Annotated in this window: 23 protein-coding genes and 5 tRNA genes; 11 read left to right on the forward strand and 17 right to left on the reverse strand. The window is 63.0% G+C overall.

What is annotated here, in order from left to right:
* The 6 genes from tig to ACK2SD_RS16430 form a co-directional block, all read right to left on the reverse strand.
* Positions 1-1314 carry a trigger factor gene (gene tig, locus ACK2SD_RS16405; protein ID WP_412460329.1) on the reverse strand — a complete coding sequence of 438 codons (1314 nt, stop codon included), beginning with the start codon at positions 1312-1314 and terminating at the stop codon, positions 1-3.
* Positions 1315-1549: 235 nt separating this feature from the next.
* Complete coding sequence (locus tag ACK2SD_RS16410; RefSeq protein ID WP_412460330.1) at positions 1550-1849, reverse strand: DUF6388 family protein; 300 nt, start codon at positions 1847-1849, stop codon at positions 1550-1552.
* A gap of 181 nt (positions 1850-2030) precedes the next feature.
* A tRNA-His gene (locus tag ACK2SD_RS16415) sits at positions 2031-2106 on the reverse strand.
* A gap of 35 nt (positions 2107-2141) precedes the next feature.
* A tRNA-Leu gene (locus tag ACK2SD_RS16420) sits at positions 2142-2226 on the reverse strand.
* Positions 2227-2280: 54 nt separating this feature from the next.
* A tRNA-His gene (locus ACK2SD_RS16425) sits at positions 2281-2356 on the reverse strand.
* Between the two features lie 42 nt (positions 2357-2398).
* Positions 2399-2475: transfer RNA gene (locus ACK2SD_RS16430), tRNA-Arg, on the reverse strand.
* Positions 2476-2734: 259 nt separating this feature from the next.
* Here ACK2SD_RS16430 and folD point away from each other — a divergent pair.
* Positions 2735-3589: a bifunctional methylenetetrahydrofolate dehydrogenase/methenyltetrahydrofolate cyclohydrolase FolD gene (folD, locus tag ACK2SD_RS16435; RefSeq protein WP_412460331.1), complete on the forward strand. Its 855-nt coding sequence runs from the start codon at positions 2735-2737 to the stop codon at positions 3587-3589.
* A gap of 78 nt (positions 3590-3667) precedes the next feature.
* Here the strand turns inward: folD and ACK2SD_RS16440 are convergent, their stop codons facing one another.
* The 5 genes from ACK2SD_RS16440 to ACK2SD_RS16460 all read right to left on the reverse strand — a co-directional run bounded on the left by ACK2SD_RS16440 (position 3668) and on the right by ACK2SD_RS16460 (position 9089).
* Complete coding sequence (locus ACK2SD_RS16440) at positions 3668-5068, reverse strand: aspartate aminotransferase family protein (RefSeq protein WP_412460332.1); 1401 nt, start codon at positions 5066-5068, stop codon at positions 3668-3670.
* 119 nt (positions 5069-5187) lie between these two features.
* A complete protein-coding gene (locus ACK2SD_RS16445) occupies positions 5188-6510 on the reverse strand; it encodes an ATP-binding protein (protein WP_412460333.1) in 1323 nt (440 codons plus the stop codon).
* Positions 6507-7190, reverse strand: coding sequence for a response regulator transcription factor (locus ACK2SD_RS16450; RefSeq protein ID WP_039576556.1), 684 nt, complete (start codon positions 7188-7190; stop codon positions 6507-6509). The genes ACK2SD_RS16445 and ACK2SD_RS16450 overlap by 4 nt, the downstream gene beginning before the upstream one ends.
* Positions 7191-7288: 98 nt before the next feature.
* Positions 7289-8092, reverse strand: coding sequence for an MOSC domain-containing protein (locus ACK2SD_RS16455; protein ID WP_342649253.1), 804 nt, complete (start codon positions 8090-8092; stop codon positions 7289-7291).
* Positions 8093-8153: 61 nt separating this feature from the next.
* On the reverse strand, positions 8154-9089 hold the full coding sequence (locus ACK2SD_RS16460) for a chemotaxis protein CheV (protein WP_029613525.1): 936 nt from the start codon (positions 9087-9089) through the stop codon (positions 8154-8156).
* A 341-nt stretch (positions 9090-9430) separates the two neighbouring features.
* Between ACK2SD_RS16460 and ACK2SD_RS16465 the strand changes: the two genes are divergently transcribed.
* From ACK2SD_RS16465 to ACK2SD_RS16475, 3 genes are all read left to right on the forward strand, one after another.
* Positions 9431-9874, forward strand: coding sequence for a histidine kinase (locus ACK2SD_RS16465; RefSeq protein ID WP_412460334.1), 444 nt, complete (start codon positions 9431-9433; stop codon positions 9872-9874).
* Positions 9875-10258: 384 nt separating this feature from the next.
* Positions 10259-11152 carry a sensor histidine kinase gene (locus tag ACK2SD_RS16470; RefSeq protein WP_295481425.1) on the forward strand — a complete coding sequence of 298 codons (894 nt, stop codon included), beginning with the start codon at positions 10259-10261 and terminating at the stop codon, positions 11150-11152.
* Positions 11145-11801: a response regulator gene (locus tag ACK2SD_RS16475; protein WP_412460335.1), complete on the forward strand. Its 657-nt coding sequence runs from the start codon at positions 11145-11147 to the stop codon at positions 11799-11801. Before ACK2SD_RS16470 ends, ACK2SD_RS16475 begins: the two co-directional genes overlap by 8 nt.
* Here the strand turns inward: ACK2SD_RS16475 and yegS are convergent.
* From yegS to moaB, 3 genes are all read right to left on the reverse strand, one after another.
* Positions 11785-12672: a lipid kinase YegS gene (gene yegS, locus ACK2SD_RS16480; protein WP_412460336.1), complete on the reverse strand. Its 888-nt coding sequence runs from the start codon at positions 12670-12672 to the stop codon at positions 11785-11787. The two genes, ACK2SD_RS16475 and yegS, sit on opposite strands and share 17 nt — an antisense overlap.
* Positions 12673-12795: 123 nt before the next feature.
* Entirely contained in the window at positions 12796-14022 is a 1227-nt protein-coding gene (gene glp / locus ACK2SD_RS16485) for a gephyrin-like molybdotransferase Glp (RefSeq protein WP_412460337.1), read from the reverse strand.
* The gene (gene moaB / locus ACK2SD_RS16490; protein ID WP_029613519.1) at positions 14006-14545 is read right to left on the reverse strand and encodes a molybdenum cofactor biosynthesis protein B; all 540 of its coding nucleotides are present in this window, start codon (positions 14543-14545) and stop codon (positions 14006-14008) included. The genes glp and moaB overlap by 17 nt, the downstream gene beginning before the upstream one ends.
* A gap of 163 nt (positions 14546-14708) precedes the next feature.
* Between moaB and ACK2SD_RS16495 the strand changes: the two genes are divergently transcribed.
* The 4 genes from ACK2SD_RS16495 (at position 14709) to ACK2SD_RS16510 (ending at position 17679) form a co-directional block, all read left to right on the forward strand.
* Positions 14709-14930: a YgdI/YgdR family lipoprotein gene (locus ACK2SD_RS16495; protein ID WP_029613518.1), complete on the forward strand. Its 222-nt coding sequence runs from the start codon at positions 14709-14711 to the stop codon at positions 14928-14930.
* Between the two features lie 81 nt (positions 14931-15011).
* Positions 15012-15088 (forward strand) — tRNA-Pro (locus ACK2SD_RS16500).
* A gap of 269 nt (positions 15089-15357) precedes the next feature.
* Entirely contained in the window at positions 15358-15531 is a 174-nt protein-coding gene (locus tag ACK2SD_RS16505; protein ID WP_162889501.1) for a PA1571 family protein, read from the forward strand.
* Between the two features lie 207 nt (positions 15532-15738).
* Positions 15739-17679 carry a methyl-accepting chemotaxis protein gene (locus tag ACK2SD_RS16510; protein WP_039576540.1) on the forward strand — a complete coding sequence of 647 codons (1941 nt, stop codon included), beginning with the start codon at positions 15739-15741 and terminating at the stop codon, positions 17677-17679.
* 7 nt (positions 17680-17686) lie between these two features.
* Here ACK2SD_RS16510 and ACK2SD_RS16515 read toward each other — a convergent pair whose 3' ends face one another.
* The 3 genes from ACK2SD_RS16515 to ACK2SD_RS16525 form a co-directional block, all read right to left on the reverse strand.
* Complete coding sequence (locus ACK2SD_RS16515) at positions 17687-18997, reverse strand: MFS transporter (protein ID WP_412460338.1); 1311 nt, start codon at positions 18995-18997, stop codon at positions 17687-17689.
* 367 nt (positions 18998-19364) lie between these two features.
* Positions 19365-19508 (reverse strand): hypothetical protein, encoded by a 144-nt coding sequence (locus tag ACK2SD_RS16520; protein WP_412460339.1) that lies wholly within the window; start codon positions 19506-19508, stop codon positions 19365-19367.
* 278 nt (positions 19509-19786) lie between these two features.
* Positions 19787-20263, reverse strand: a complete 477-nt coding sequence (locus ACK2SD_RS16525; protein ID WP_412462334.1) for a sigma-70 family RNA polymerase sigma factor — start codon at positions 20261-20263, stop codon at positions 19787-19789.
* 209 nt (positions 20264-20472) lie between these two features.
* Between ACK2SD_RS16525 and ACK2SD_RS16530 the strand changes: the two genes are divergently transcribed.
* From ACK2SD_RS16530 to ACK2SD_RS16540, 3 genes are read left to right on the forward strand one after another with little or no spacing between them, the layout of a single operon-like run.
* Positions 20473-21651, forward strand: coding sequence for an efflux RND transporter periplasmic adaptor subunit (locus ACK2SD_RS16530; RefSeq protein ID WP_039576538.1), 1179 nt, complete (start codon positions 20473-20475; stop codon positions 21649-21651).
* The gene (locus ACK2SD_RS16535; protein WP_412460340.1) at positions 21652-23610 is read left to right on the forward strand and encodes a MacB family efflux pump subunit; all 1959 of its coding nucleotides are present in this window, start codon (positions 21652-21654) and stop codon (positions 23608-23610) included.
* 2 nt (positions 23611-23612) lie between these two features.
* Positions 23613-25007, forward strand: a complete 1395-nt coding sequence (locus tag ACK2SD_RS16540) for an efflux transporter outer membrane subunit (RefSeq protein WP_412460341.1) — start codon at positions 23613-23615, stop codon at positions 25005-25007.
* Positions 25008-25048 lie beyond the last annotated feature (41 nt).

Raw genomic sequence — 25048 nt, forward strand, 5'->3', positions numbered from 1 at the left:
TCACTCAGCTTCGGCAGGAGCCTGTGCTGGCTTGACAGCCTCTTCGTACGAGACCGACTTGTCGGTCACAGTCGCTTTCTGCAGGACAGTATCTACAACTTGCTCTTCCAGCACAACCGAACGCACTTCGTTCATTTGCTGGTCATTCTTGTAGTACCAAGCGATGACCTGTTCAGGCTCCTGGTAAGCGGACGCCATCTCCTCGATCATCTCGCGAACCTTGGCGTCGTCCGGCTTGAGGTCGAACTGCTTGACCACCTCGGCAACGATCAGGCCCAGCACCACGCGACGCTTGGCTTGCTCTTCGAACAGCTCGGCTGGCAGTTGATCAGGCTTGATATTGCCGCCGAACTGCTGAACAGCCTGGACGCGCAGACGATTGACTTCATTTTCCAGCAGCGCCTTCGGCACGTCGACCGGGTTGGCGGCCAGCAGACCATCCATGACCTGATTCTTGACCTTGGTCTTGATGGCCTGGCGCAGTTCGCGCTCCATGTTCTTGCGAACTTCGGTGCGGAAACCTTCCAGGGACGATTCCTTGATACCGAACTGGGCGAAGAACGCTTCGTTCAGCTCAGGCAGCACCGGCGCAGAAACGCTGTTCACGGTGATGGTGAACTCGGCAGCCTTGTTGGCCAGGTCCAGGTTCTGATAATCCTCTGGGAAGGTCACGTTGACCACGCGCTCTTCGCCAGCCTTGGCGCCGACCAGGCCGTCTTCGAAGCCCGGAATCATACGACCGGAGCCCAATACCAACGGGGTGTTCTGGGCCGAGCCGCCCGCGAAGGCTTCGCCATCGATCTTACCGACGAAGTCGATGTTGACCTGATCGTCTTTCTCGGCCGCGCGCTCGACGGCTTCGTAACGCACGTTTTGCTTGCGCAGCACTTCGAGCATGGTGTCCAGATCGGCATCCGCCACTTCGGCGTTCAGGCGCTCGACGTTGATCGATTCGAAACCGGCGACGGTGAACTCGGGGAAAACTTCGAAGATGGCAACGAACTCGAGATCCTTGCCTTTTTCGAACGACTTCGGCTCGACGGCCGGCGAACCCGCAGGGTTGAGCTTCTGCTCGACCACGGCTTCGTAGAAGGAGGCCTGCACCAGGTCACCGAAGGCTTCCTGACGGGCCGCGTCTTCGTAACGCTGACGGATAACGCTCATCGGAACCTTGCCTGGACGGAAGCCCGGGACCTTGGCACGACGGGCAGTCTGTTGCAGACGCTTGTTGACTTCGTTCTCGACGCGCTCGGCCGGAACGGCAATGGTCATGCGGCGCTCGAGAGCGGAAGTGTTTTCAACAGAAACTTGCATGGATATTCCTCGTTGCACAGACGTTAGCCGGCGATAGCCCGACTCCAGAATCAAGGGCGAATATTCTAGTGATTCAGACACCAGAAGTCACCCCACCCAGAATACCGAACGCTACGACGGTCGTTTTCCTTGATAAACCTATAACGAAACGCTTGAGGCCTCATTAATTGCGGCCTGGAGGGCGATCACCCAGAAACCCTGGAACTCACTCGCTCGACGCTGGCCGCAAAGTCGCTCAAGACGGCTCGATGTCATTGAAACCGCAGTATTCTTGCCACGACATACCCAGCGCATCTGCGACCTCGCGATGGGTCTCCAGGCGCATGGCCTGCAACTGCTCCGGCGTTTCTGCAATCAGTTGCAACGCCAACTCCCAGGGCTCGATACCCTGCTCCTGAGCCGCGTCCTCGAACGCCCATTCGATTTGCTGCGCCCGCTCGCGCGGCTCAAGCTCACGAATCTCTTCGAGCAGTTGCGGATGGCTTTGGCAGAAGCGCTGCAATGCCAAAGCCTGACGTGCTTCTTTTGCAATCATCGGTAAGCCCTCCACCGGCCACGACCCGCTTCTCAACCGGTTGAAATCTATCAGCTTCCAGGCTCGCGCCACCAGTAGACTCGCGCGAGCGGCAAAACAGACACACCTCACGCAGCGCAACAACCCGAGCAGAAACGACAAAGGCGCCCGATCGCAAGATCAAGGCGCCCTCGAATGAATATGGGGTGGACGATGGGAATCGAACCCACGACAACTGGAATCACAATCCAGCGCTCTACCAACTGAGCTACGCCCACCAGAATGCAGTGTTACCGTACAACTTAGAGAAACATGGTGCGGACGAAGAGACTCGAACTCTTACAGCTTGCGCCGCTGGAACCTAAATCCAGTGTGTCTACCAATTTCACCACGTCCGCATGACGCTCAAGACAAAGGCGCCGGATTTACCATCAAGGCGCCTTCGCAAAATATGGGGTGGACGATGGGAATCGAACCCACGACAACTGGAATCACAATCCAGCGCTCTACCAACTGAGCTACGCCCACCATATCGCTTTACAGACCGACTTGCTTGCCCAAGCTGCCTAATGGCGCACCCGGCAGGACTCGAACCTGCGACCATCCGCTTAGAAGGCGGATGCTCTATCCAGCTGAGCTACGGGCGCAAGAGCTGATGCCGAACCGAACAAGCGATCAGAAAACCACCCATTCTGCCCGACTTCACCAACCAGTGCTAGGCTGTGCCCGACAAGTGCGGCGAATCTTAATAGGCACCTTGTATTAGCGTCAACACCTTTCTCAAAAAAATTTAAATTATTGAAGGGCTTAGAAGATTTGCCCGACCACGCGCCTTTGCCCTCGGCTGCGGTCGTGCGAGAATGCGCCCTCTTTATTGTTCCCTTCTCGATGGTTAATCACGCGTCTATGACTGCACACCTTATCGATGGCAAGGCGATCGCCGCCAACCTGCGCCAGCAGATCGCCCAACGTGTCGCGCAACGCCGCCAGCAGGGCCTGCGTACCCCGGGCCTGGCGGTGATCCTGGTCGGCACCGATCCAGCCTCCCAAGTCTACGTTTCGCACAAGCGCAAAGACTGTGAAGAAGTCGGTTTCATCTCCCAGGCGTTCGACCTGCCCAGCGATACCACGCAGCAAGCCCTATCCGATCTGATCGACCGCCTCAACGACGACCCAGCCGTCGACGGCATTCTGCTGCAACTGCCACTGCCTGCTCACCTGGACGCTTCGCTGCTGCTCGAGCGCATTCGTCCAGACAAGGATGTCGACGGTTTCCACCCCTATAACGTCGGCCGTCTGGCCCAGCGCATTCCACTGCTGCGCCCGTGCACACCGAAAGGCATCATGACCCTGCTGCACAGCACCGGTCAGGAGCTTTACGGCATGAACGCCGTGATCGTGGGTGCCTCGAACATCGTTGGCCGCCCCATGGCCATGGAATTGCTCCTGGCTGGCTGCACCGTGACCGTCTGCCACCGCTTCACGCAGGATCTGGCAGGCCACGTAGGCCGCGCCGATCTGGTCGTGGTAGCAGCGGGCAAGCCCGGCTTGGTGAAGGGGGAATGGATCAAGGAAGGCGCCATCGTCATCGACGTCGGCATCAATCGCCAGGACGACGGCAAGCTGGTCGGTGATGTCGTGTACGAAACCGCCCTGCCCCGCGCAGGGTGGATCACGCCAGTTCCGGGCGGCGTCGGCCCCATGACCCGCGCCTGTCTGCTGGAGAACACCCTCTACGCAGCAGAAGAGCTGCACGACTGAGGGCACCCTATAAAGAAAGGCACCTGAAAAGGTGCCTTTCTTCTAAGCCATCGCCCAACTGAACAGACGACTGCTCACTCAGTCCGAGGCGACCGCCGCCTGTACCGCACGCGCGAAGCGCTCGGCGACCTCATCGATCTGCTCGGCACTGATGATCAGTGGTGGCAGGAACCGCACCACCGCACCATGCCGACCGCCGAGCTCGAGAATCAGCCCGCGCCTCAGGCATTCGCGCTGCACCTTGGGCGCCAGCTCCGGCGAGGCGAGCGGATGACCGAGCGCATCCCGCGCACCCTGCGGATCGACCAACTCCACACCTAGCATCAAACCCCGCCCACGGATATCGCCCAACTGCGGATAATCACGCTGCAGGTGCTGCAAATGGCCGCGCAGCCGCTGCCCCATGGCATGCGCATGTTCGTCCAAGCGGTGTTCCACCAGATAGTCGATCACCGCAGAACCCGCCGCCATGGCCATCTGATTACCGCGGAAGGTGCCCGCGTGAGCGCCCGGGGCCCAGGTATCCAGCCAATCACGGTAGACCACCACGGCAAGCGGCAGGCTGCCACCAATGGCCTTGGACAGGGTGACCACGTCAGGCACGATGCCGGCATGTTCGAAGGCGAACATCCGCCCAGTACGGGCAAAGCCGCTCTGGATTTCGTCAACGATCAACGCCACTCCGGCCTTTTCGGTGATTCGGCGCACACCACGCAACCACTCGATGTCCGCTGGTATGACGCCACCCTCACCTTGCACCACCTCCAGGATGACCGCAGCAGGCAACTGCACACCCGCCTCGGGGTCGAGCAAGAGATTTTCCAGATAATGCAGATTGGCCCGCACGCCAGCCTCGCCGCCGAGGCCGAACGGGCATCGGTAATCATACGGATAAGGCATGAACTGCACGCCGCTGCTCAGTAGCGCCCCCAGTGCTTTCTTCGGCCCCAGACTGCCCATCAGGCTCAACGCGCCCTGAGTCATGCCATGGTAGCCACCCTGGAAAGCGAGCACAGTGCTGCGCCCGGTGGCCGTGCGCACCAGCTTCAATGCAGCTTCCACCGCGTCGGTGCCCGTTGGCCCGCAGAACTGGATCTTCGCATCCCGCCGCAAGGACTCCGGCAGCACGGCGAACAAGTCCTGAACGAATTGATCCTTGACCGGCGTAGTCAGGTCAAGGGTGTGTAGCGGTAACTCGTCAGCCAACACGCGCTGGATCGCCTCCACCACAACCGGATGGTTATGCCCCAATGCCAGGGTGCCCGCGCCAGCGAGGCAGTCGATGAACTGTCGCCCCTCGACGTCTTCCACATGAATGCCACGGGCGCGCTTGAGTACCAGCGGAATACGCCGCGGATAGCTGCGCGCATTGGACTCCTGCTGCTGTTGACGCAATAGCAGGGGTGACTCACGAAACGTATACAGGGTCTCTGGCACGCAGGCAGGCAGCGCCTGGGCGAGACGGGAAACGGTCGACATCGGCGAACCCTCGCAAGCAAGTAGAGACGCCCGTCACGCGCCTGTCAGCGCAGAGAGTGCCGGGAAGTCATTGCTTGTGAAACGCTTGAGCCAGGCGGGGATTTAGCCCGCTTCTTACTTCAAGTCAGCTCGCGCACCGGCACCTGCAGGCACACCCGCAGACCATCGCTGCGACTGTCGAATTTCAAGCTGCCGGCGCAACGCTGCACGATCGCCTGCACGATCGCCAAGCCCAGCCCGCTGCCCAGACTCTTGCTGTTGCGCCAGAACCGCTCGGTCAAATGCTCCAGATCTTCATCGGCGATACCCGGACCGTGGTCGCGCACCACGAACCCCACCTGCCCTTCGGCCATCTGCACCTCCAGCTCCACCGCCTCGCTGCCACCGTGGCGCAGCGCGTTATCCAGCAGATTGCGCAATGCCGCTACTGCCAGTGGCGCCGGCATGCCCAGGTAAACGCGCGCCGCTTCCTGCGGCAAATGCAGCGCGATGCGCCGGTTATCTCCACCACTGGCATCCTGCATCGCCAGGCGTGCGACCTGCTCGGCGCTGCACTGCACCCCATCGTCGAACGACAAGCTGCCCTCGACCCGCGCCAGCATCAGCAACTGCTCCAAGGTGCGGTGCATGCGATCGGTGCCTTGCTCGGCATGCTCCAGCGCCTGCTCGCGTACCTGGCCGTCGGTCATGCGCGCCACCTGCAGATGGGTCTTGATCGCGGTCAGGGGGCTGCGCAGCTCGTGCGCGGCATCGTCGGTCAGACGCCGCTCGCGCTCCAGGGTCTGAGCGATGCGCAGGAACAACTGGTTCTGGGTTTCCAGCAGCGGCTGCAACTCGCTGGGCATACCCGACACCTGCAGCGGCTCGACGCTGTCGGCGCGGCGCCGACGCAGGGCATCGCGCATGCGATTGAGCGGCTCCAGGCCCTTGCCCAGACCGATCCAGAGTAGCCCCAGGCTACCGAGCAGGGCCATCAACACCGGCGCCGAGGCCGCCAGCAGAATCGAGCGATTGAGCGCCTCACGCTCCTGATGCCTGTCGGCCGTGGTAATGCGCACGTCACCGTGGTTGTAGGTAAAGGTACGCCAGGCACTGCCATCGATGGTCTGATCGCGAAAGCCGCTGCGCTGGTCGTCCATGCTGCCGTCGTGCTTATGGTTGCTGGCCAGAATCTCACCCCGCAGGGAGCTGACCTGGCAGGCCATGCCGTCTGGAATGCTGAACTGGTCGGCGGCAAAGTGCGCTTCACGGTCCTTGCCGGTCAGCGGCTGAGGCAGTTGATCGACAAGTCCCGCCACCATGCGCGCGGAGGCCACCAGGCGCTGGTCGAGGGAAAACATCATTTGTTGGCGCAAATCGCGCAGCATCCAGGCCGCCGCCAGAATCCAGATCAGGATGAAGGCACTGCCGAGAATCAGTGACAGGCGCACGCGCAGGCTCATGGCGCGCGCTCCTCGTTGACCTGCGCTGGACCGAGACGGTAGCCCAGGCCACGCACGGTCTCGACGATGCTGTTGCCGAGCTTGCGCCGCAGGTGATGGATATGGACGTTGAGGGCGTTGCTTTCGACCTCGTCGCTGAAGCCGTATACGCAGTCCTTGAGCTGCTCGCCGGACAGCACCCGACCAGGATTCTGCAGAAACGCCTGGAGCAGCGCCTGTTCGCGCCGCGACAGATCCACGGGCCGCCCAGCCAGCGTCGCTTCGCAGCTGCTGGGGTTGTAGCACAAAGGGCCATGCTCGATGACATTGACCGCACGCCCGGCCACGCGCCGCAGCAGGGTGTGCAGACGCGCCGCGAGCTCGCGCAGGTCGAACGGTTTGAGCAGGTAATCATCGGCGCCCGCCTGAAGCCCCTCGACACGATCAGTGACGGCGTCGCGGGCCGTCAGCACCAGCACCGGCAGCAATTCGCCCTGCTGACGTAGACGACGCAGCAGTTTGAGACCGTCTTCGTCAGGCAGCCCCAGATCGAGAATCATCACATCGAACTGCGCTGCCTGCAGCAATGCCCGCGCCGCCGAGGCACTGGCCACCCGATCGATCGTCAGCCCCTGAGCCGCCAGTCCGGCGCAGATGCCGCTGGCGATCAGATCGTCATCCTCGCAGAGCAGAACATGCATTTAAGGGAATCTCCGGGTTTGGGACGCGCAGTGCAACAGGGTGCGATTAAGGGCCGATTATGGCGCGACAAGCGCCTGCCGTCGCCTCCCCCAAGCTGCTACTCCAACACCTCCACCGGCATGCCCACCTCGAGACGTCCGCGGCCATCGACGGCCAGGTTCTGCCCGAACAGCACATCGCCGTCGCGCTCGCGGAATGTCTTCAACGTGGTCAACGGCTCCCGATCGGCGCTGCGCTCGCCAGTGTCCGGGTCAAGGGTGGTCAGGATGCAGCGCACGCTCGGTTTGAGTACGCGAAAGGTCAGTTCACCGATACGGATACGCTTCCAACCATCCTCGGCAAAGGGCTCGGCGCCTTCGACCACCAAGTTAGGGCGAAAACGCAACATCTGCAGGGGACGACCGATGCGTCGATTGAGCTCATCGAGCGACGACTGACCGATCAGCAGAAAGGGAAAACCGTCGGGAAAGGCAGCCCGATCGGTGTCCAGCCCATAGCCGCTGGGCAAGTAGCGTGCACGCTGGCGTGGGCAATGCACCAGGCGCACGGGCTTGTCCAGCAGTTGGCTGAGCCACTGTGCGGCGGCCTCTCCAGCGTCGGGCACGCGCAAGGTGTCGCGCCACAGAGTGACCCCTCGCAGATTTTCGTCGGCTTCCGGCACCCGCACCTGCAACGGCGACTGCCCCGGCGCCTCCAGCAACAAAGCGCCGTCTTCACCGGGGCAGGCCTTGAGCCGCCCAAGCTGCGGCCAGGCGCGCTGGGTCAGAAACCGACCCGTGTCCTGCTCGACCACCATCCAGCGTCGGTCGCCGTCCAGGCCAAGAGCGTCGAGCGCCGATTCGGCCAGGCACTGCGCCTGGCCTGATTTCACCGGATACCGGTACAACGCACTCAGAAACATGCCAACCGCCTCACGCTCGTCAAAGCCCAAGCTTATACCCGCTGCACGTCGCGTGCAGGGCTCAGACCGCAGCGTGATCGAGCGACAGGCGCTCGCGCACCACTTCCACCAACCGGTCTGGCTGGAACTTGGACAGGAAGTTGTCGCAACCTACTTTCTTCACCATGGATTCGTTGAAACTACCCGACAATGAAGTGTGCAGTACGACGTACAGCCCACGCAGCCGAGGATCGTTGCGGATCTCGGTGGTCAGGCGATAACCATCCATCTCGGGCATCTCCGCATCGGTGAAGATCATCAGCAATTTCTCGCAGACATCCTCCCCAGCATCGGCCCAGCTTTTGAGCAGGCGCAGCGCCTTGAGACCGTCGCTGGCGACGTGCAGCTTCATCCCCAGTTGCGACAGGGTGTCGCGCAGTTGCGCCAGGGCCACGCTGGAGTCGTCGACCAGCAGCACTTCGCGACCACGAGCACGGGCCAGTACCGGATCTTCGAGTTTGTCGCGCGAGACCTTGGCGCTGTACGGCACGATCTCGGCCAGAACCTTTTCCACGTCGATGATCTCGACCAGCTTGTCATCGACCTTGGTGATGGCTGTCAGGTAATGCTGGCGGCCGGCGCTGGTGGGCGGCGGCATGATGGACTCCCAGTTCATGTTGACGATGCGGTCCACGCCGCCGACCAGAAACGCCTGCACCGAGCGGTTGTACTCGGTGACGATGATGGTGCTGTCAGGCCCCGGTTGCAGCGGACGCATGCCGATCGCCTGGGACAGGTCGATCACCGGTAGGGTCTGCCCACGCAGGTTGACCACGCCGCACACGAAGGTGTGGCGCTGCGGCATGAGCGTCAGCTTGGGCAGTTGCAGCACCTCCTGGACCTTGAACACGTTGATCGCGAACAACTGTCGACCAGCCAGGTGAAACATGAGGATTTCCAGGCGGTTCTCGCCCACCAATTGCGTGCGTTGATCTACCGTGTCGAGAATGCCAGCCATTGCACAACCCCCAGGCTTTGAAGCGAAAATATTGGATGCATCTGACCTGTATCGGCACAATTGGCCAGAGCTTGATGCACACGACAAAATCCCCGAACGGCGATTGATATCACTTTACCATCATGCTTAACTGCTGCCACCTACTTCAAAGCCCTAGCGCCGTCTCGCAAATACCTCATCAGGGAAACCCTTAGGTTCAATCGGGAGCAACCTGATATTCGCGATATCCTTTAGCCATTAATGTGACGCCATTCTCAGTGCATGGACGGAGTCAGGCTTTTGTCAGCGAACATCTGGATGTGGTTACCCCCTGCTTGCTCGTCGCGCAGCGGAGGCTGACGATGGAACGCGGGCCCTCTAACTCCGACGTGTTGCGGGAATTTCTGCCAGATGCGCAAGCCTTGCTCAAACGCGCCCAAGAGTGCTTGCAGCATCTGGCACTGATCGGCAACGACCCCGACGCCTGCCGCTGCCTGGACGAATGTCTGCACACGCTGGCCCAAGGCGCGAGCGCATCGGGGATGCGCGAAATATCCTGTTACTCAACCGTGCTGCGGCAGTTACTCCAGCCCAGTTGCGAGGGTTGTCGGTTACCGTCTGGCGCGCTTTCGGCCCTGGCGGAGTGTCTTGATCTGCTGGATTGGCAACTGGAGTTGGTCGATCCACACACAGGCCAACTGCATTTGGACGGCACGGAGCAGCAATTGCTCGTCGGCGCCTTGGCCAGTGCCCTTGACCAACCTTGCCCCTCCCCCGCGTCGGCAACGCGTTCCCTGAGTGAGTGAAAAGACCATTCCCACTAACGAGTCAAAGTGTTGCCCCATCAACACTCGATAACTTGTTAGATAGGTCAAGTTATGTCAGGGCCGTGATAGCGCATTAGCTTAGTTATTCAAGAAGTTTCTGATTCTGTAGAGATAATAGCGCATGGCCATTTTCTCCAGGGTTCACTTACACCTCTGCGCGCCCCGTATTAACTCGGCTCAGAGCAACTAAGCAGCCGCGACCAAATCGATTCGAAGTGATACCATGCGCACTAAACAACACCCACCACACGCGGGTTCCACACTAATCAGCGTGTTCATTGTTGATTGAATAAGCAGGTCATTCACAGCGCCAAGGCGTGTTTCGCGACCTGCGCCGGCAATTATCCAGTGGCTTTCCAATCTATGCTTTCACGCTTGAAGATTCCTCTGCATTGCCGCCCGCGCGTCACCTGGCTGCCTGCGGCGACTGCGGTGCTCTGTGCGGCCTCCTTGATCGCCAGCGTGGTCGCCTATGCCAGCGCTCAACGCTTGTCGACAGCGGCGCTCATCCTGCAATTGATCGCCCTGCTCGCCGTCGCGTGGCAACTGTGCCGCTGTAGGGGCGCGATTCATCTGCAGCCCGAGGAACTGGCAGAGCGCATGCTCGAAGTCCAGGAGGGCGAACGCCAGCGCCTGAGCCGCGAACTGCACGACGACATCGGACAGTCGCTCACCGCCGCGAAGCTCCAACTCGACTGGCTACGGCGTCGGATGCCGACCACGCTGCACCCGCACTGCGACATCCTGCGCGACACGCTCGACACCACCTTGGACAGCGTGCGCGATGTGTCCGCGCTGCTCAATCCGCGACAACTGAACAGTCAGGGCCTGGAGGCGAGCTTGCGGGCTCACCTACTGCGAGCGCTGGAAAACAGCGACGTGCATTGGAGCCTGGAATGCCAGCAGCGCCTGGGCGGTATCGGCGAAGCGGTGACCATGGCAGCTTTTCGCATCACCCAGGAGGCAGTCACCAACGTGCTGCGCCACGCCCGTGCACACAACCTGTTGATTCGCCTAAAGCGCATGCCGGAAGGGCTGCGCCTGTCCATCAAGGACGATGGCGTCGGCTTCGAACCGACCCACGTCGCAGGGCTGCGCGGCCATGGCGGCATGGCCGGCATGCAGGAGCGGATAGCCGCGCTGCAAGGCCGCCTGGAGGTGATCAGCCAGCCCGGTCAAGGTACCCGCATCGAAGTCTTGTTCCCTTGGCCTGCACGCCGCGAAGAACGAGCCAGCACGGCACATTGCGATGATTAGGCTGCTGCTGATCGATGATCATTCACTGATTCGAGCCGGCGTGCGCGCGCTGGTCACCGACCTCGTCGGGTATGAAGTGGTGGGCGAAGCCGATGACGGCCAGCACCTGATGGAGATGGTACAAAGCTTGAGCCCGGACATCGTCCTGCTGGACATTTCCATGCGCTCGACCAACGGCCTGGATGCCTTGACCCAACTGCGCGACAGCGGTTGCGCGTGCAAAGTACTGATCCTGTCGATGCACACCGAGCCGGACTTGATCATGCGCGCGCTGGAAAGCGGCGCACACGGCTATCTGCTGAAAGACACCAGCGCCAGCGAACTGGAGCACGCCCTAGGTGCCTTGTGCAGCGGCGAACGTTATCTGAGCCCAGCCATCGCCCACACGGTGATCAATCAAGCCCTGCTGCGTGCCCAGAGCAGCAGGCCGTCTTCCAGCGACCGGCACCACCTCACGGCCCGGCAATTGGAAATCCTGCGCTTGATCGTGCGCGGCAAATCCACCCGGGAGATCGCCAACGGCTTGGGATTATCGATAAAGACCGTCGAGACCCACCGCTCGCAGATCATGAAGCGCCTGCAGATCTACGATGTGGCGGGCCTGGTGCTGTTTGCCGTGCGCGAAGGCATCATCAGCCTGGATGACTGAGCAACGGTGAGTCGCTGGGCAGGTGCACGCGCAGTGCCCCCGGCACGGCCTCGAAGCGCAGACCGCCCTCTTTCAACGGTTCGCCGTCGAGATTCAGCGCCAGTCCTTCAGCCTGGCCGATCTCCACCCAAGGCAGCCGCGCCCGCACGAACAGTTCCTCACCGCTCAGCAAGTCGCGCAGTGCCCCAACCATGGCTTGAGGCGCGGGCAGAATGGCGACATCCAACAGCCCATCGTCAGCCAGGGCCTCAGGACACAGCACATGACCTCCGCCCGCCTGACGACCATTGCCAACAGCCAGTGCCAGCAACTCGCCCTGCCAGTGAAAGTCCGGGCCGTGCAAGGTGGCCGAAGCCACCTGCAGCTCGCTGAAACGTGACAAACCGGTGAACAGATAGGCCGCCCCGCCGAGCACTTTCTTCAGATCCTCGGAGGTGCTGGCCGTCACTTGACTGCCGAAGCCACCGGTAGCCATGTTCAGGAACATCTGCTCGCCGACGCGCCCAAGGTCCACTGCCCGCGCGGGCACCTGGAGCAATGCCAATGCAGCTGCCGGCTCCAGCGGAACCCCGGCCGCGCGGGCGAAATCGTTGGCGGTGCCAAGCGGTAGCAGCACCAGGCTGGCTTGACCATCGGATTGGGCAATGGCCTCGGCGATATCGCGCAAGGTGCCGTCCCCGCCTCCCGCCACGATTTGCGTGTAGCCGGCGCTCAACGCCTCCTCCACCAGTCGCCGGGCATCGCCCGCTTCCCAGGTCAAGCGCACGTCCAGATGCTGGCCACGTTCGCGCACGGCCCCTACCGCCTCGCGTACCTCTTCGTTCAGTGCCTGCTTGCCGTGCAGGATCAACATCGCCTTGTGCCCGTGCATCCGAAACTCTCCTGATAGACACCCATTGCAATCTCGACCACCGCAGATCGACGAATGCTGCACACCGTCGATCGAATCTGCGCGAATCCCTGCCGGATGGATTTAGTTGCTTGAGGTCGGACGCTAATCGAGCAATTCGCTGAAAGGGATGAAAGGGACACTGTCGCCCATGGCCACGGTGCGACCTTCGTGCACCTCGACCAGCCCTTGTGCCCAGACTGCACTGCGCAGCACGCCAGAGCTCTGGTTGGGATAAAGGCACACCTGGCCGTCCTCGATGCGTGCCCGTAGATACTCGCGGCGACTGCCAGGCTTTGGCCAGTCGAAGCCTGCCGGGACCGAGAAGCGCAGCGGTGCCACCTCGCTGACGCCAAGCCGACGCAGCAGGTAAGGTCGCGCCAGCAAGGCGAAGGTGACCAACGTCGAGGCCGGGTTGCCAGGCAGTCCGATCACCGGCACGCCCCGCCATTGCCCGCAAGTCAGCGGCTTACCGGGCTTGATTGCAAGCTTCCAGAGTGCCAACTCGCCCGCCTCGCGCAGCGCCATGCCCAAGTAGTCGGCCTCACCCACGGAAACCCCGCCGGTGGAGAGGATCAAATCGACTTCGCCCAGATGCTCCAGGCATTGGCGGGTCAGCGTCAGATCGTCGGCGAGGATTCCGGCGTCGATCACTTGGCAGCCCATGCGCTGCAACCAACTGACCAGCAGTCGACGATTGCTGTTGTAGATCTGTCCGGGCCCCAGGGGCAGTCCGGGCTCGACCAGTTCGTCGCCGGTCGACAACACCGCGACGCGCGGGCGTCGACGCACCTGAACCGTGGCATGCCCCAGTGTCGCAGCCAGACCCAGCTCGATCGGCCCCAAACGGGTGCCCGCGGCCATGATCTGTTCGCCGGCACGGGTTTCCTGACCTTGGGGCCGCACGTTCTGCTGGGCGGTAAGCGGGTGCAGGAAACGCACCCGGCCGTCTGCGAGCACCTCGGTGTTTTCCTGCATCTCTACGCAGTCGGCGCCTTCGGGCAGCGGTGCCCCGGTGAAGATCCGCGCACAGGTGCCCGCTTGCAAAGCCGCCGGCGCATGGCCGGCGAAGATGCGTTGGCTGACCGCCAGAGGCTGATCGTGCAGGTCCTCCAGGCGCACGGCGTAGCCGTCCATGGCGCTGTTCGGCCAAGGCGGCAAGTCGAGGGTGGCAACCAGCGCCTGGGCCAGCACGCGCCCCTCGGCATCGCCCAGGGCGACCTCCTCGACTTCCTCGATAGGCGCCGCCTCGGCCAGCGCCAGCAGGCGCTCCAAGGCCTGCTCCACCGGCATCAAGGGCCGGCTAGCAGCCGCCTCAGCCACGACTTTCACAGGCCGGTGCCTGCTTCAAGTGAGCGACGAAATTGCACGGACGATGACGGGCGTCGAGTTGCTCGGCGAGAATGCCGTCCCAACCCGTACGCACCGCGTTGGTCGAACCGGGCAGGCAGCACACCAGGGTACCGTTGGCCAAACCTGCCAGCGCACGGGACTGCACGGTGGACGTGCCGATATCCGGCACCGATATCTGGCGGAACAGCTCGCCGAAGCCATCGACCTGCTTGTCCAGCAGGCACGCGACGGCTTCCGGGGTACTGTCGCGACCGGTGAAGCCGGTTCCGCCGGTGATCAGTACGACCTGCACAAGGTCATCGGCAATCCAAGTGGCGACCTGGGCGCGAATCTTGTACAGGTCGTCCTTGAGCAGCACGCGCTCAGCCAGCCGGTGCCCGGCAGCGGTGAGCCGGTCGACGAACAGTTGGCCAGAAGTGTCGGTGTCGAACGCACGGGTATCGCTGACCGTCAGCACAGCGATGTTCAGCGGCACGAAGGGAGTATCTGCCTTGGCTTTCATGGTAATCCGTCATGCGGGAAGGAAAGCGCCCGTTATAGCACAAGGCCGCCTCCGTCCTGGATCGGTATCCACGCGATTGTCCTTGCACTGCACGCCACGAGGAACTTTGCATGCTCAGGTAGCGTCAGAGGCACATCATGCACCATCGAAATGGAGACACACGATGATCCAACGGACCCTCCCCGCCTTCCTGCTTGCCCTGGGCCTGGCTGCCGTCGCCGGTTGCGCATCGCCCACCGTCATCACGCTGAACGATGGCCGCGAGATTCAAGCCGTGGACAAACCTTCCTACGACGAAGACTCCGGCTTCTACGAATTCGAGCAGCTCGACGGCAAGCGTGCACGCATCAACAAAGACCAGGTGCGGACTGTCAAAGAGCTCTGATTCGCACCGTGTTTGAGGCAAAGGCCCTTTACACAACAAGGGCTTGCGTAAAAAAAGGCGATGCAGTAGGATTTTGCCCATCGGAGTGTAGCGCAGCCAGGTAGCGCGTCTCGTTCGGGACGAGAAGGCCGCAGGTTCGAATCCTGTCTCTCCGACCAAATCCTTCGAAAAGCCCGCCTCGTGCGGGTTTTTTGTTGCCTGTGGAAAGTATGAAACACCGCTTGTTCATCCTGTTGGAACTCTCGAAGGGTCAGCGCGATCGCATGCCGAGTGAGCACAGTGCCTATAGCTCATCGATCTAATTGGGGCACTGGAGCTTTCTCGTGCTTTCTGTTGGACTGTACGTGTCGTGATACCGAGGGAACTGTCACAGGTCAGTCACGGCGAGCGTTTAGTCTGAGCTTGCAACCTGAAGAGGAGACAGGAAATGAGCTTGCAACATAGCAGCGACACCGTTAAGAACGCCCAGCACACTCAACATCAGGTGTGCGGCTCGATCATCGATGCCCAAGGCCGCGAAATTCCGATCACCGAGCAGATGATCCAGAAGGCCTGCAAGGAGCTGGAGGAAAGCCGAGTGGAAAAGATCCGCCAGGCTTGAGCCTCACCGAATTGCTTACACCCGGCGCCCGCGCCGGGTTTTTCATTTCTGGCGGGCCGGAAACGCTCTCAGAACAATCGAGGACGTTTTTGTACACGAAATACCCCTAAAGCTTTGCCAGGTACGCGCCGAAACAGGGTAGATAGCCTGTGGCCAGTTTTACGGCGGGCCACGCCCTGCGTGTTTTCCCACGAATGGTTCGTCCCGATGAAGATAAAAAATAAGCTGGTGATTGCGTTCGTTCTGGTGGCATTTATCCCGGTGGCCTTGGTCGGCGCCATCTCCGTGCTGAACATTCGCACCGAGGCCGTCGATCAGTTCATCGATGGCAGCACCCGTGAGATTCGTCAGATCGACGGCAACATGCGCCAGTTCTTCGACGGGACCCTGCAGAACGTCGAGCAGATGGCGACCGACCCCTTCTACACCTCGGTCAGCACCCTGAAGGACTACACCGCGGCCGACGCCGCCAGCCGCCCACTCCCCGCCTCCGCTCAACAGGTCATCGACGCCTTCTCCCGCTACGGCACCACCCATCCGGCCGCCGCGATCCTCTCCATCGGCCTGGAAGACGGCACCTACGCCAAATGGCCAGACGACCCCAAGCTCGCCAGCTATGACCCACGTACCCGCCCCTGGTACAAGGCCGCCATGGCTGCACCGGGCAAGACCGTGCGCACGGCGGCGTACTACTACGACAAAGATGACGTCGCCCTGGTCGGCACGGCCCGCACCCTCAATGACGCTGCCGGCAAGCCCAAGGGCGTGTTCGTGGTCAGCGTGTCACTGAAGAATCTCACCGAGCTGATCAAGAGCATCAAGCTGGGCGACAGCGGCTATGTGATGCTGATCGAGAACGGTACGGTGCTGGTCGATCCGCGCGATGCCAGCCACGGTTTCAAGCAGCTCAAGGACCTCGGTGCGCCTTATGCGCAACTGGCGGCCACCGAACAGGGCTCGACCGAGGTGGTGATCGACGGCGTGCGCTACATGGCCAACGTCTGGACCTCGCCGGTGCTCGGCTGGCGCTTCGTCGGTCTGATCGAATATAGCGAAGTGATGGGCGCCGCCACCTCCATGACCTACCTCACGATCGTCATCGTGCTGGTATTGGCGCTGGTCTTCGCATTGATCGCCGCTGCGTTCTCGCGAGTCATCGTCAAACCCATCGGCCAAGTGAGTACCGGCCTGCAGCAAATAGCCCAAGGTGAGGGCGACCTGCGCCGCGACCTGGTGGTACAAGGCAAGGACGAAACCGCCGAGTTGGCCGGCTGGTTCAACAAGTTCCTCGCCGCGATCCGCCAGCTGATCCAGCACATCGGCGCCGCGTCCGGTAACTTGCATGAAGCCTCTCGCGCCAACAGCGAGCTGGCCGGCAGCATGAATGAAGCCGCCGGTCGCCAGCGCGAAGCCGTGGAACTGGTCTCCACCGCCTTCAACGAAATGGTCGCCACCGCCAACGAAGTGGCCCGCTCGTGCAGCAGTGCGGCGGGCGCTGCAGAGAACGGACATCGTCGGGTGGCCGAGGGCAAGCAGCAGATCGAACAGACCACCGACAACGTCAACCGCCTGGGCACGCGCCTGAGCGAATCGTCGCAGGCGATGGTCGAACTCGAAGAAGGCAGCCGCAACATCAACCAGATTCTCGGCACCATCCGCGCCATCGCCGAACAGACCAACCTGCTGGCGTTGAACGCAGCGATCGAGGCCGCCCGCGCTGGCGATCAGGGCCGTGGCTTCGCGGTGGTCGCCGACGAAGTGCGGGCACTGGCCAAACGCACCGCCGACTCCACGGGTGAAATCGATCAGTTGCTCAACGCGCTGGGCAACAAGACTCAAGAAGTGTCGCAGAAGATGGACAGTTGCCTGGACCTGTCGCGCGCCAGCGTGTCATCGATCGAAAGCGCGCGCGACAGCTTCGAGGGCATCCAATTGTCGGTCAACGAGATCCGCGACCAGAACCTGCAGATTTCCGCCGCAGCCGAGGAGCAGCACAGCGTGGCCGAGGAGATCAACCGGCATATCCAGCAGATCTACGACGAGGCGCGCCTGGTCGAGGGTCTGGCCAGCTCGGCGCAATCGGACTCCGGGCGGTTGTCGCAGTTGTCGGAAGAGCTCAACGGCCTGGTCGGACGCTTCAAGTCCTGACCCCGACTCAGTAGCCCACAGCGCGCTCTTCGACACACAGAGGAGCGCGCTGACCGTAGACGGCACCGGTCACGGCGCCCACAACGCCCATGATCAGGCAGAAGCCTACGCACACCCAGGGGCTCCACGGCATCAGGGCGATCAACGCCAAGGGCGTGGTACTGGCCCACAGCGCATAGGCCAGGTTGTAGGTGAAGGAGATCCCGGACACGCGGATCTGCGCCGGGAACAGCCCGACCATCACCGACGGCACCACGCCCACCACGCCGCAGCTCAGACCCGCCAGCGCATAGGCCAGCCAACTCCAGCCCCACTGCCCCATGAGGCTCGCATACAAGAGGCCAATGCCCAGCGGCAGGACCAGGCTGTAGAGCATCAGCGCGCGCCAAGCACCGATGCGGTCGACCAGCAGTCCGGCCAGCACGCAGCCGATATTGAGAAAGACGATCCCGACGCTGCTCAAGGCGAAAGTTCGCCCGGCATCGATGCCAAATCGCTGCTGCATCACGGTGGGGGTAATCACCACCAGCACCACCACCGCCGAGGTCAGCACGCAGGTCAGCAGCGCCGCTGGGATCAGCGAACGTCGGTGCTCGGTCAACACGCTGCGCAGCGGGAACGCCACGGGCGGCGTCTGGCGTTCGCGCAGGGCCAGGAAGACCGGCGTCTCGCTCAACCACCGGCGCAACCATACGCCGAGCACGCCGAACACGCCGCCAAGCACGAAGGGATAGCGCCAGGCAAATTCGAGGATTTCCTGCGGGCTATAGAGTCGGGCCAAGAGCGTGGCGACCAACGCCCCGAGCAGGTAGCCGAAGGTCAGGCCTGCCTGGAGAAAGCCCAATGCATAGCCACGTCGACCCGGTGGCGCATGCTCGGCGACGAAAGCCCAGGCGCTGGGCACCTCGCCACCGACGGCGGCGCCCTGCAGGATGCGCAGGGCCAGCAGTAGCAGCGGTGCGGCGTAGCCGATGTCGGCGTAGGTGGGCATCACGCCGATCAGCAGGCACGGCAGCGCCATCATCAGAATGCTCAGGCTGAAAACGCGCTTGCGGCCCAGGTGGTCGGCGAAATGGGCCATGAGAATGCCGCCCAACGGGCGCGCCAGATAACCGGTGACGAAGATCCCGAAGCTCTGCAATAGCCTTAGCCACTCGGGCATCTGCGGCGGGAAGAACAGTTGGCTCAGGGTCAGGGCGAAGAAAACGAAAATGATGAAATCGTAGATTTCCAGCGCCCCGCCGAGGGCTGCCAGGCCCAGGGTCTTGTGGTCCCTGCGGCTGAAACGGGGGGCTCTAGGGGGGGCGATGGGGGTCATTGGGATCTGCTGAGCTGGTGTTTGGGGGGCACAGGATAGCAAAAGCTGAAAAGCGGGGGTTTTTGGGGGCTGCTTGTCTTGGGGTGAATATCCATTGGCTTTGGTGAGGCTTAGTCACCTTTTCGCCTTTACGGCGACCCCCTTTTTTTCTTGGAAAAAAGGGGGGCAAAAACCGCTTGCTCCCGCATCCGGCCCCTTCGCTGCGCTGCGGGGTTCCCTCGCGCCGGTGGCACTCCGGGGGTACCGCGCTTAGGGGCCATCCATGGCCCCAAGCGCTTGACGGGCATCCATGCCCGTCAACCCCCTCCGTGCCACCTCTGCTCGGCCTCCTGAAGTCGCGATGGGCGGCGCCTGAACTGGCGCGCGATTAGAAGCAGGGCGGTGGGGCAGATGTTCTGGAGCGCTGCGCGATCAAATCGCCGTTGCCGTTGCCGTTGCCGTTGCCGTTGCCGTTGCCGTTGCCGTTGCCGTTGCCGTTGATCTTGATCTTAGTGCGCGGTAGTTCAAACACCGCCCATCGCGACCTCAGGAGGCCGAGCATAGGCGTTGCGCAGGGAGGTGACGGGCATGGATGCCCGTCAAGCGCTTGGGGCCAGGACGGCCCCTAAGCGCGGTCCTCCCGGAGCGACGCCGGCGCGAGGGAACCCCTGCGCGCAGCGCAGGGGCCGTATGCGGGAGCAGGCGGTTTTTGCCCCTCTTTTTTCCAAGGAAAAAAAGAGGGTCGCCGTAAGGGCGAAAAGGTGACTAAGCCCCACCAAAGCCAACGGATAAGCCCCCCGCCAGGGAAAATCACCGATCCCACCCCCGAATCCGCCCCCGACAATGCTTCATGGCATTAACGATATGCTTCTCGACCATCCCCTGCGATATCCCAAGCCGCGCCGCGATCTCCCCATGCGACAACCCCTCAAGCTTGCGCAGCAAAAAGCATTCCCGGCACGTCCCGCTCAGTTCATCCAGCGCCCGCCGCACCATCGCCAATCGCTGCTCAAGATGCAGTTGCTGCGAAGGCGCCGGACTGTGCCAGCGCTCATCGTCCTCCAGCACTTCCAGCGGCTCGACCTGCCGCACCAACTGCCGCCGATGCCTGTCGATGACCAAATTCAGCGCCGTACGATAGAGGAAGGGGCGAGGCCGTTCGATCGGCGGCTGACCGCTGCGCTCAAGCAACCGAACCCAGACATCGTGCGCCACATCCTCGGCCGCATGCCGACTGCCCAGCCGCGCGCAGAGAAAGCTCAACAGTTCGCGATAGTAATGTTCCACCACGGCCTTCGCTTCTCCTCCAGGCAACACCGATAAAGTTGAGAATGCGCATCGGTGATATCAGTGTGACATATTACAAATTACACCCATTCTCAGCAACGCAGCCCACCCGGTCCGCTAAATCCCGGTGCACAAGGTTCGTCTATCGGTGACGTTCGTATGTGCCTGCACGCCATGCCACGCCTCATACCTCCGCCTGGAAGTCTGCAATGAGACGCACCTCCCCGCTCCCCCGTCGACTGCTGCTCGGCGCCCTGAGCCTGCTGGCACTGGGTACTCTGCTGGCCTGGAAAACCCTGCCCCTCGGCGCACCATCGCTGAGCACCGTGCCCGTCACCCGCGCCGACATCGAAAGCAGCGTCACCGCACTGGGCACCCTGCAGCCGCGTCGCTACGTCGATGTCGGCGCCCAGGCCTCCGGGCAAATCCGCACGCTGCACGTCGAAGCCGGCGACCAGGTGAAAAAGGGCCAACTGCTAGTGGAAATCGACCCGTCCACCCAACAGGCGCGCCTGGATGCCGGACGCTATTCGATCGAGAACCTCAAGGCCCAGTTGGCCGAGCAGCGCGCACAGCACCTCTTGGCCCAACAACAGGTCAAGCGCCAGCAAGATCTGGCTCGCGCCGGTGCCACACGCGAAGAGGACGTGCAGCGCGCTCAGGCGGAATTGAAAGTGACCCAGGCCCGGATCGACATGTACCAGGCGCAGATCCTCCAGGCCCAGGCCAGCCTGCGCAGCGACGAAGCCGAGCTTGGCTACACACGCATCTACGCGCCGATGGACGGCACCGTGGTGGCGGTCGATGCCCGTGAAGGCCAGACGCTCAACGCCCAGCAGCAGACGCCGTTGATCCTGCGCATCGCTCGGCTGTCGCCGATGACCGTCTGGGCCCAGGTTTCGGAGGCGGATATCGGCCAGGTCAAACCGGGCATGACCGCCTACTTCACCACCCTGGCCGGTGGCAAGCGACGCTGGACCAGCACCGTGCGGCAAATCCTGCCGATCCCGCCCAAGCCACTCGACCAGAGCAGTCAGGGCGGTGGCAGCCCGACCAGCGCCAGCAGCGGCAGCACGGGCAGCAAAGTGGTGCAGTACACCGTTTTGCTTGATGTGGAGAATCCCGATGGCGCGCTCATGGCCGAGATGACCACCCAGGTGTTCTTCGTCGCCGGTCAAGCCCGCCAAGTGCTGACCGCGCCACTGGCAGCGCTGGACGATGCACCTGACGACAGCCTGCGCCTGGCCCAAGTGCTCAACCCGGACGGCAAGGTCGAACAGCGCCAGGTGCGCACCGGGCTCAGCGACCGCCTTCGGGTGCAGATTCTCGACGGACTGCGCGAAGGCGAGCACCTGGTCATCGGCGCGCCGCGCGCCAGTGGAGGCTGAATGAGTGCAGCGTTGATTGAGCTCGACGACATCCACAAAGTCTACGGCGGCATCGACTCCCCCGAGGTTCAGGTGCTGCGTGGCATCAGCCTGAGCATCCAACCCGGAGAATTCGTCGCCATCGTCGGCGCCTCTGGCTCGGGCAAGTCCACCCTGATGAACATCCTCGGCTGCCTCGATCGCCCGTCCAGCGGCCGTTATCGCTTCGCCGGACGCGATGTCGCCGAACTGGACAGCGACGAGCTGGCCTGGCTACGCCGCGAAGCCTTCGGCTTCGTGTTCCAGGGCTATCACCTGATTCCCTCAGGCTCAGCCCAGGAAAACGTCGAGATGCCGGCCATCTATGCCGGTGTGCCTGCCGACCAGCGCCATACCCGGGCTGCCGCCCTGCTCGAACGGCTGGGCCTGGCCAGCCGTACAGGCAACCGACCGCATCAGTTGTCCGGCGGCCAACAGCAACGGGTGTCGATTGCCCGCGCGCTGATGAACGGCGGCCATATCATCCTCGCCGACGAACCCACCGGAGCCCTCGACAGCCACAGTGGCGCCGAGGTGATGACCCTGCTCGACGAACTGGCGAGCCAGGGCCACGTGATCATTCTCATCACCCACGACCGAGAAGTGGCCGCGCGGGCGCGACGTATCATCGAGATTCGCGACGGCGAGATCGTCAGCGACTCGGCCAGCGCCGAGCCACCCACCGTGCCCGGCGTGCAGGCCGATGAGTTGCGCCGACGCCTAGACCGCGGTGCAAGCCTGCGCGGCGCTTGGAAAGGCGAGCTGATCGAGTCGCTGCAAGCGGCTTGGCGGGTGATGTGGATCAACCGCTTCCGCACCGCCTTGACCCTGCTCGGCATCGTCATCGGCGTGGCCTCGGTGGTGGTGATGCTGGCGGTCGGCGAAGGTAGCAAGCGCCAGGTGATGGCGCAGATGGCCGCCTTCGGCTCCAATATCCTCTACATCAGCGCCAAGCACGCCACCTCACGCGAAGCGGCCGGCCAGATCACCCTCGACGATGTCGCCGCCATCGGCGGCCTACCCCAGGTGCACCGCATCATGCCAGTGATCGGCGGCGAGCTGATGGTGCGCCACGGCAACAACAACCAGACGTTCTACGTGGGCGGCAACAACACCGAATTTCCACAGATCCTCAACTGGCCGGTCGTCCAGGGCAGCCTGTTCACCGAAGCCGATGAACAGCGCGGCGCGGCCGTGGCAGTGATTGGCCAGAAAGTCCGCGACAAGCTGCTGGCACCGGGCAGCGACCCGCTGGGCCAGTACCTGCTGATCGAAAATGTGCCATTCCAGGTGGTCGGCGTGCTCGCTGCCAAGGGCGCCAGCTCCGGCAATCAGGACAGCGACGAGCGCATCGTGGTGCCCTACTCGGCCGCTGCGACCCGCTTGTTCGGCTCGCGCGACCCCGAATACGTGATCATGACCGCCGCCGACTCGAGCCGGGTGTCGGAAACCGAGGCGGCCATCGACCAGTTGATGCGCAAGCGACGCCAAGGCAAGCGCGATTTCGACCTGACCAACGACGCTGCACTGATCCAGGCCGAGGCGCGCACCCAGAACAGCCTGTCGCTGATGCTCGGCGCGATTGCCGCCATCTCGCTGCTGGTCGGCGGCATCGGCGTGATGAACATCATGCTGATGACCGTGCGCGAACGCACCCGCGAGATCGGCATTCGTATGGCCACCGGTGCCCGTCAGCGTGACATCCTGCGCCAGTTCCTCACCGAAGCGGTGATGCTGTCGATGGTCGGCGGCGTCACTGGCATCGCCTTGGCCCTGGGTATCGGCGGCGCGCTGCTGCTGGCCGATATCGCCGTGGCCTTCGCCCTGCCCGCCATCCTCGGCGCCTTCGCCTGCGCCGTGATCACCGGTGTCGTGTTCGGCTTCATGCCAGCGCGCAAAGCCGCCCGACTCGACCCGGTCAAAGCCCTTACCAGCGTGTAGCCATGACATTGCCAAGCCGCATCAGCCTGCTGACCCTGAGCCTATGCCTCGCCGCCTGCGCCACTGCGCCTGCGCCGCAGACGCCGATAGAACTGCCGAGCACCTGGCAAGGGGCTGCCAATCCGACAGCCGCGCTGCCGGATCAAGCGTGGTGGCAAGCGTTCTCCAGCCAGGAACTGGACCGTTTGATCCTACGTGCCCGCGAAAACAGCCATGACCTGGCCGCCGCCGCTGCGCGCGTGCGCCAGGCCCAGGCCAGCACCGTGATCGCGGGAGCGCCGTTGTTGCCGGAGGTGCAATTCGGGGTGGACGGTAGCCGTCAGCGCCTGCTGCGTGGCGAAGGCAGCGATCGGCTCGATGCCTCGAGCAGCGAACGCACCAGCACCGCCTTCAGCACGCGCCTGAGCGCCAGCTACGAAATCGACTTCTGGGGCGGGCTGCGCGGCGTGCGTGACAGCGCCTTGAACACACTCCAGGCCAGCCGCTTCGACCGTCAGACCATCGAGCTGACCTTGACCAGTGCTGTCGCCGACAGCTACCTGCAAGGCCTGGCCCTTGAGGAGCAATTGCGCATCGCCCGCCTCAACCTGGCCAATGCCCGCGACGTATTGAACCTGGTCGAAGCACGCGAGCGTACCGGCGCGTCCACGCGCCTGGAACTGGCTCAGCAGCGCAGCCTGGTGGCGTCCCAGGAGCGGCAGGTGCCGCTGCTCGAGCAGCGCTGGAGGGACAACCGAGTGGCCCTGGCCATATTGCTCGGCGAGCCGGTACAGCGCCTGCGCACCGGCAGCGAATCGCTCGCCCAACTGAGCTGGCCGGTGATCGGCAGTGGCGTGCCCAGCGAGCTGCTCAGCCGTCGTCCCGACATCGCCGCTGCGGAAGCTCGCCTGGCAGCGGCCCGTGCTGACGTGCAAGTGGCCAGGGCGGCGCTGTTGCCGCGCGTGGTGCTCGGTGCCGAACTGGGCAGCGGCGCGCGAACCTTCGCCGACGTCCTCGACAGCCCGTTCTACACCCTGACCACCGCGCTCACCGCGCCGATCTTCGACCATGGGCGGCGCAGTGCCGAGCGCGACCGGGCCACGGCACGCCAGCAGGAGCTGCTGGAAACCTATCACCAACAGATCATCGCGGGCTTCGGCGACGTGGAGAAAGCACTGAACGCCATCGACGGCGTCGAGCGCCAACGCCAGTGGCAGGACCAAGAGGTGGAGCAGGCGCGCATCGCCTTCAGCCTGGCCGAGCAGCGCTACGCCGCCGGCGCCGAGACGCTGCTGACGGTACTGGAAACCCAGCGCACCCTGTACCAGGCCGAGGATCAGCAGGCCCAACTGCGCCTGGCTCGCCTGCAAGGCAGCGTGGCACTGTACAAGGCCTTGGGCGGCGGCTGGAGACTTTGAGGCAATGGACGCCGCCTGCAGGAGTGCGGGCGGCAAACACA

The sequence above is a fragment of the Pseudomonas sp. SC11 genome (assembly GCF_047039205.1).
GTDB lineage: Bacteria > Pseudomonadota > Gammaproteobacteria > Pseudomonadales > Pseudomonadaceae > Aquipseudomonas > Aquipseudomonas boreofloridensis.

What these genes read in the sequence shown, in the direction of transcription:
- tig (WP_412460329.1), bottom strand. Translation starts at nt 1,314, where the DNA reads ATGCAAGTTTCTGTTGAAAACACTTCCGCTCTCGAGCGCCGCATGACC.
- ACK2SD_RS16410 (WP_412460330.1), bottom strand. Translation starts at nt 1,849, where the DNA reads ATGATTGCAAAAGAAGCACGTCAGGCTTTGGCATTGCAGCGCTTCTGC.
- folD (WP_412460331.1), top strand. Translation starts at nt 2,735, where the DNA reads ATGACTGCACACCTTATCGATGGCAAGGCGATCGCCGCCAACCTGCGC.
- ACK2SD_RS16440 (WP_412460332.1), bottom strand. Translation starts at nt 5,068, where the DNA reads ATGTCGACCGTTTCCCGTCTCGCCCAGGCGCTGCCTGCCTGCGTGCCA.
- ACK2SD_RS16445 (WP_412460333.1), bottom strand. Translation starts at nt 6,510, where the DNA reads ATGAGCCTGCGCGTGCGCCTGTCACTGATTCTCGGCAGTGCCTTCATC.
- ACK2SD_RS16450 (WP_039576556.1), bottom strand. Translation starts at nt 7,190, where the DNA reads ATGCATGTTCTGCTCTGCGAGGATGACGATCTGATCGCCAGCGGCATC.
- ACK2SD_RS16455 (WP_342649253.1), bottom strand. Translation starts at nt 8,092, where the DNA reads ATGTTTCTGAGTGCGTTGTACCGGTATCCGGTGAAATCAGGCCAGGCG.
- ACK2SD_RS16460 (WP_029613525.1), bottom strand. Translation starts at nt 9,089, where the DNA reads ATGGCTGGCATTCTCGACACGGTAGATCAACGCACGCAATTGGTGGGC.
- ACK2SD_RS16465 (WP_412460334.1), top strand. Translation starts at nt 9,431, where the DNA reads ATGGAACGCGGGCCCTCTAACTCCGACGTGTTGCGGGAATTTCTGCCA.
- ACK2SD_RS16470 (WP_295481425.1), top strand. Translation starts at nt 10,259, where the DNA reads ATGCTTTCACGCTTGAAGATTCCTCTGCATTGCCGCCCGCGCGTCACC.
- ACK2SD_RS16475 (WP_412460335.1), top strand. Translation starts at nt 11,145, where the DNA reads ATGATTAGGCTGCTGCTGATCGATGATCATTCACTGATTCGAGCCGGC.
- yegS (WP_412460336.1), bottom strand. Translation starts at nt 12,672, where the DNA reads ATGCACGGGCACAAGGCGATGTTGATCCTGCACGGCAAGCAGGCACTG.
- moaB (WP_029613519.1), bottom strand. Translation starts at nt 14,545, where the DNA reads ATGAAAGCCAAGGCAGATACTCCCTTCGTGCCGCTGAACATCGCTGTG.
- ACK2SD_RS16495 (WP_029613518.1), top strand. Translation starts at nt 14,709, where the DNA reads ATGATCCAACGGACCCTCCCCGCCTTCCTGCTTGCCCTGGGCCTGGCT.
- ACK2SD_RS16505 (WP_162889501.1), top strand. Translation starts at nt 15,358, where the DNA reads ATGAGCTTGCAACATAGCAGCGACACCGTTAAGAACGCCCAGCACACT.
- ACK2SD_RS16510 (WP_039576540.1), top strand. Translation starts at nt 15,739, where the DNA reads ATGAAGATAAAAAATAAGCTGGTGATTGCGTTCGTTCTGGTGGCATTT.
- ACK2SD_RS16515 (WP_412460338.1), bottom strand. Translation starts at nt 18,997, where the DNA reads ATGACCCCCATCGCCCCCCCTAGAGCCCCCCGTTTCAGCCGCAGGGAC.
- ACK2SD_RS16530 (WP_039576538.1), top strand. Translation starts at nt 20,473, where the DNA reads ATGAGACGCACCTCCCCGCTCCCCCGTCGACTGCTGCTCGGCGCCCTG.
- ACK2SD_RS16535 (WP_412460340.1), top strand. Translation starts at nt 21,652, where the DNA reads ATGAGTGCAGCGTTGATTGAGCTCGACGACATCCACAAAGTCTACGGC.
- ACK2SD_RS16540 (WP_412460341.1), top strand. Translation starts at nt 23,613, where the DNA reads ATGACATTGCCAAGCCGCATCAGCCTGCTGACCCTGAGCCTATGCCTC.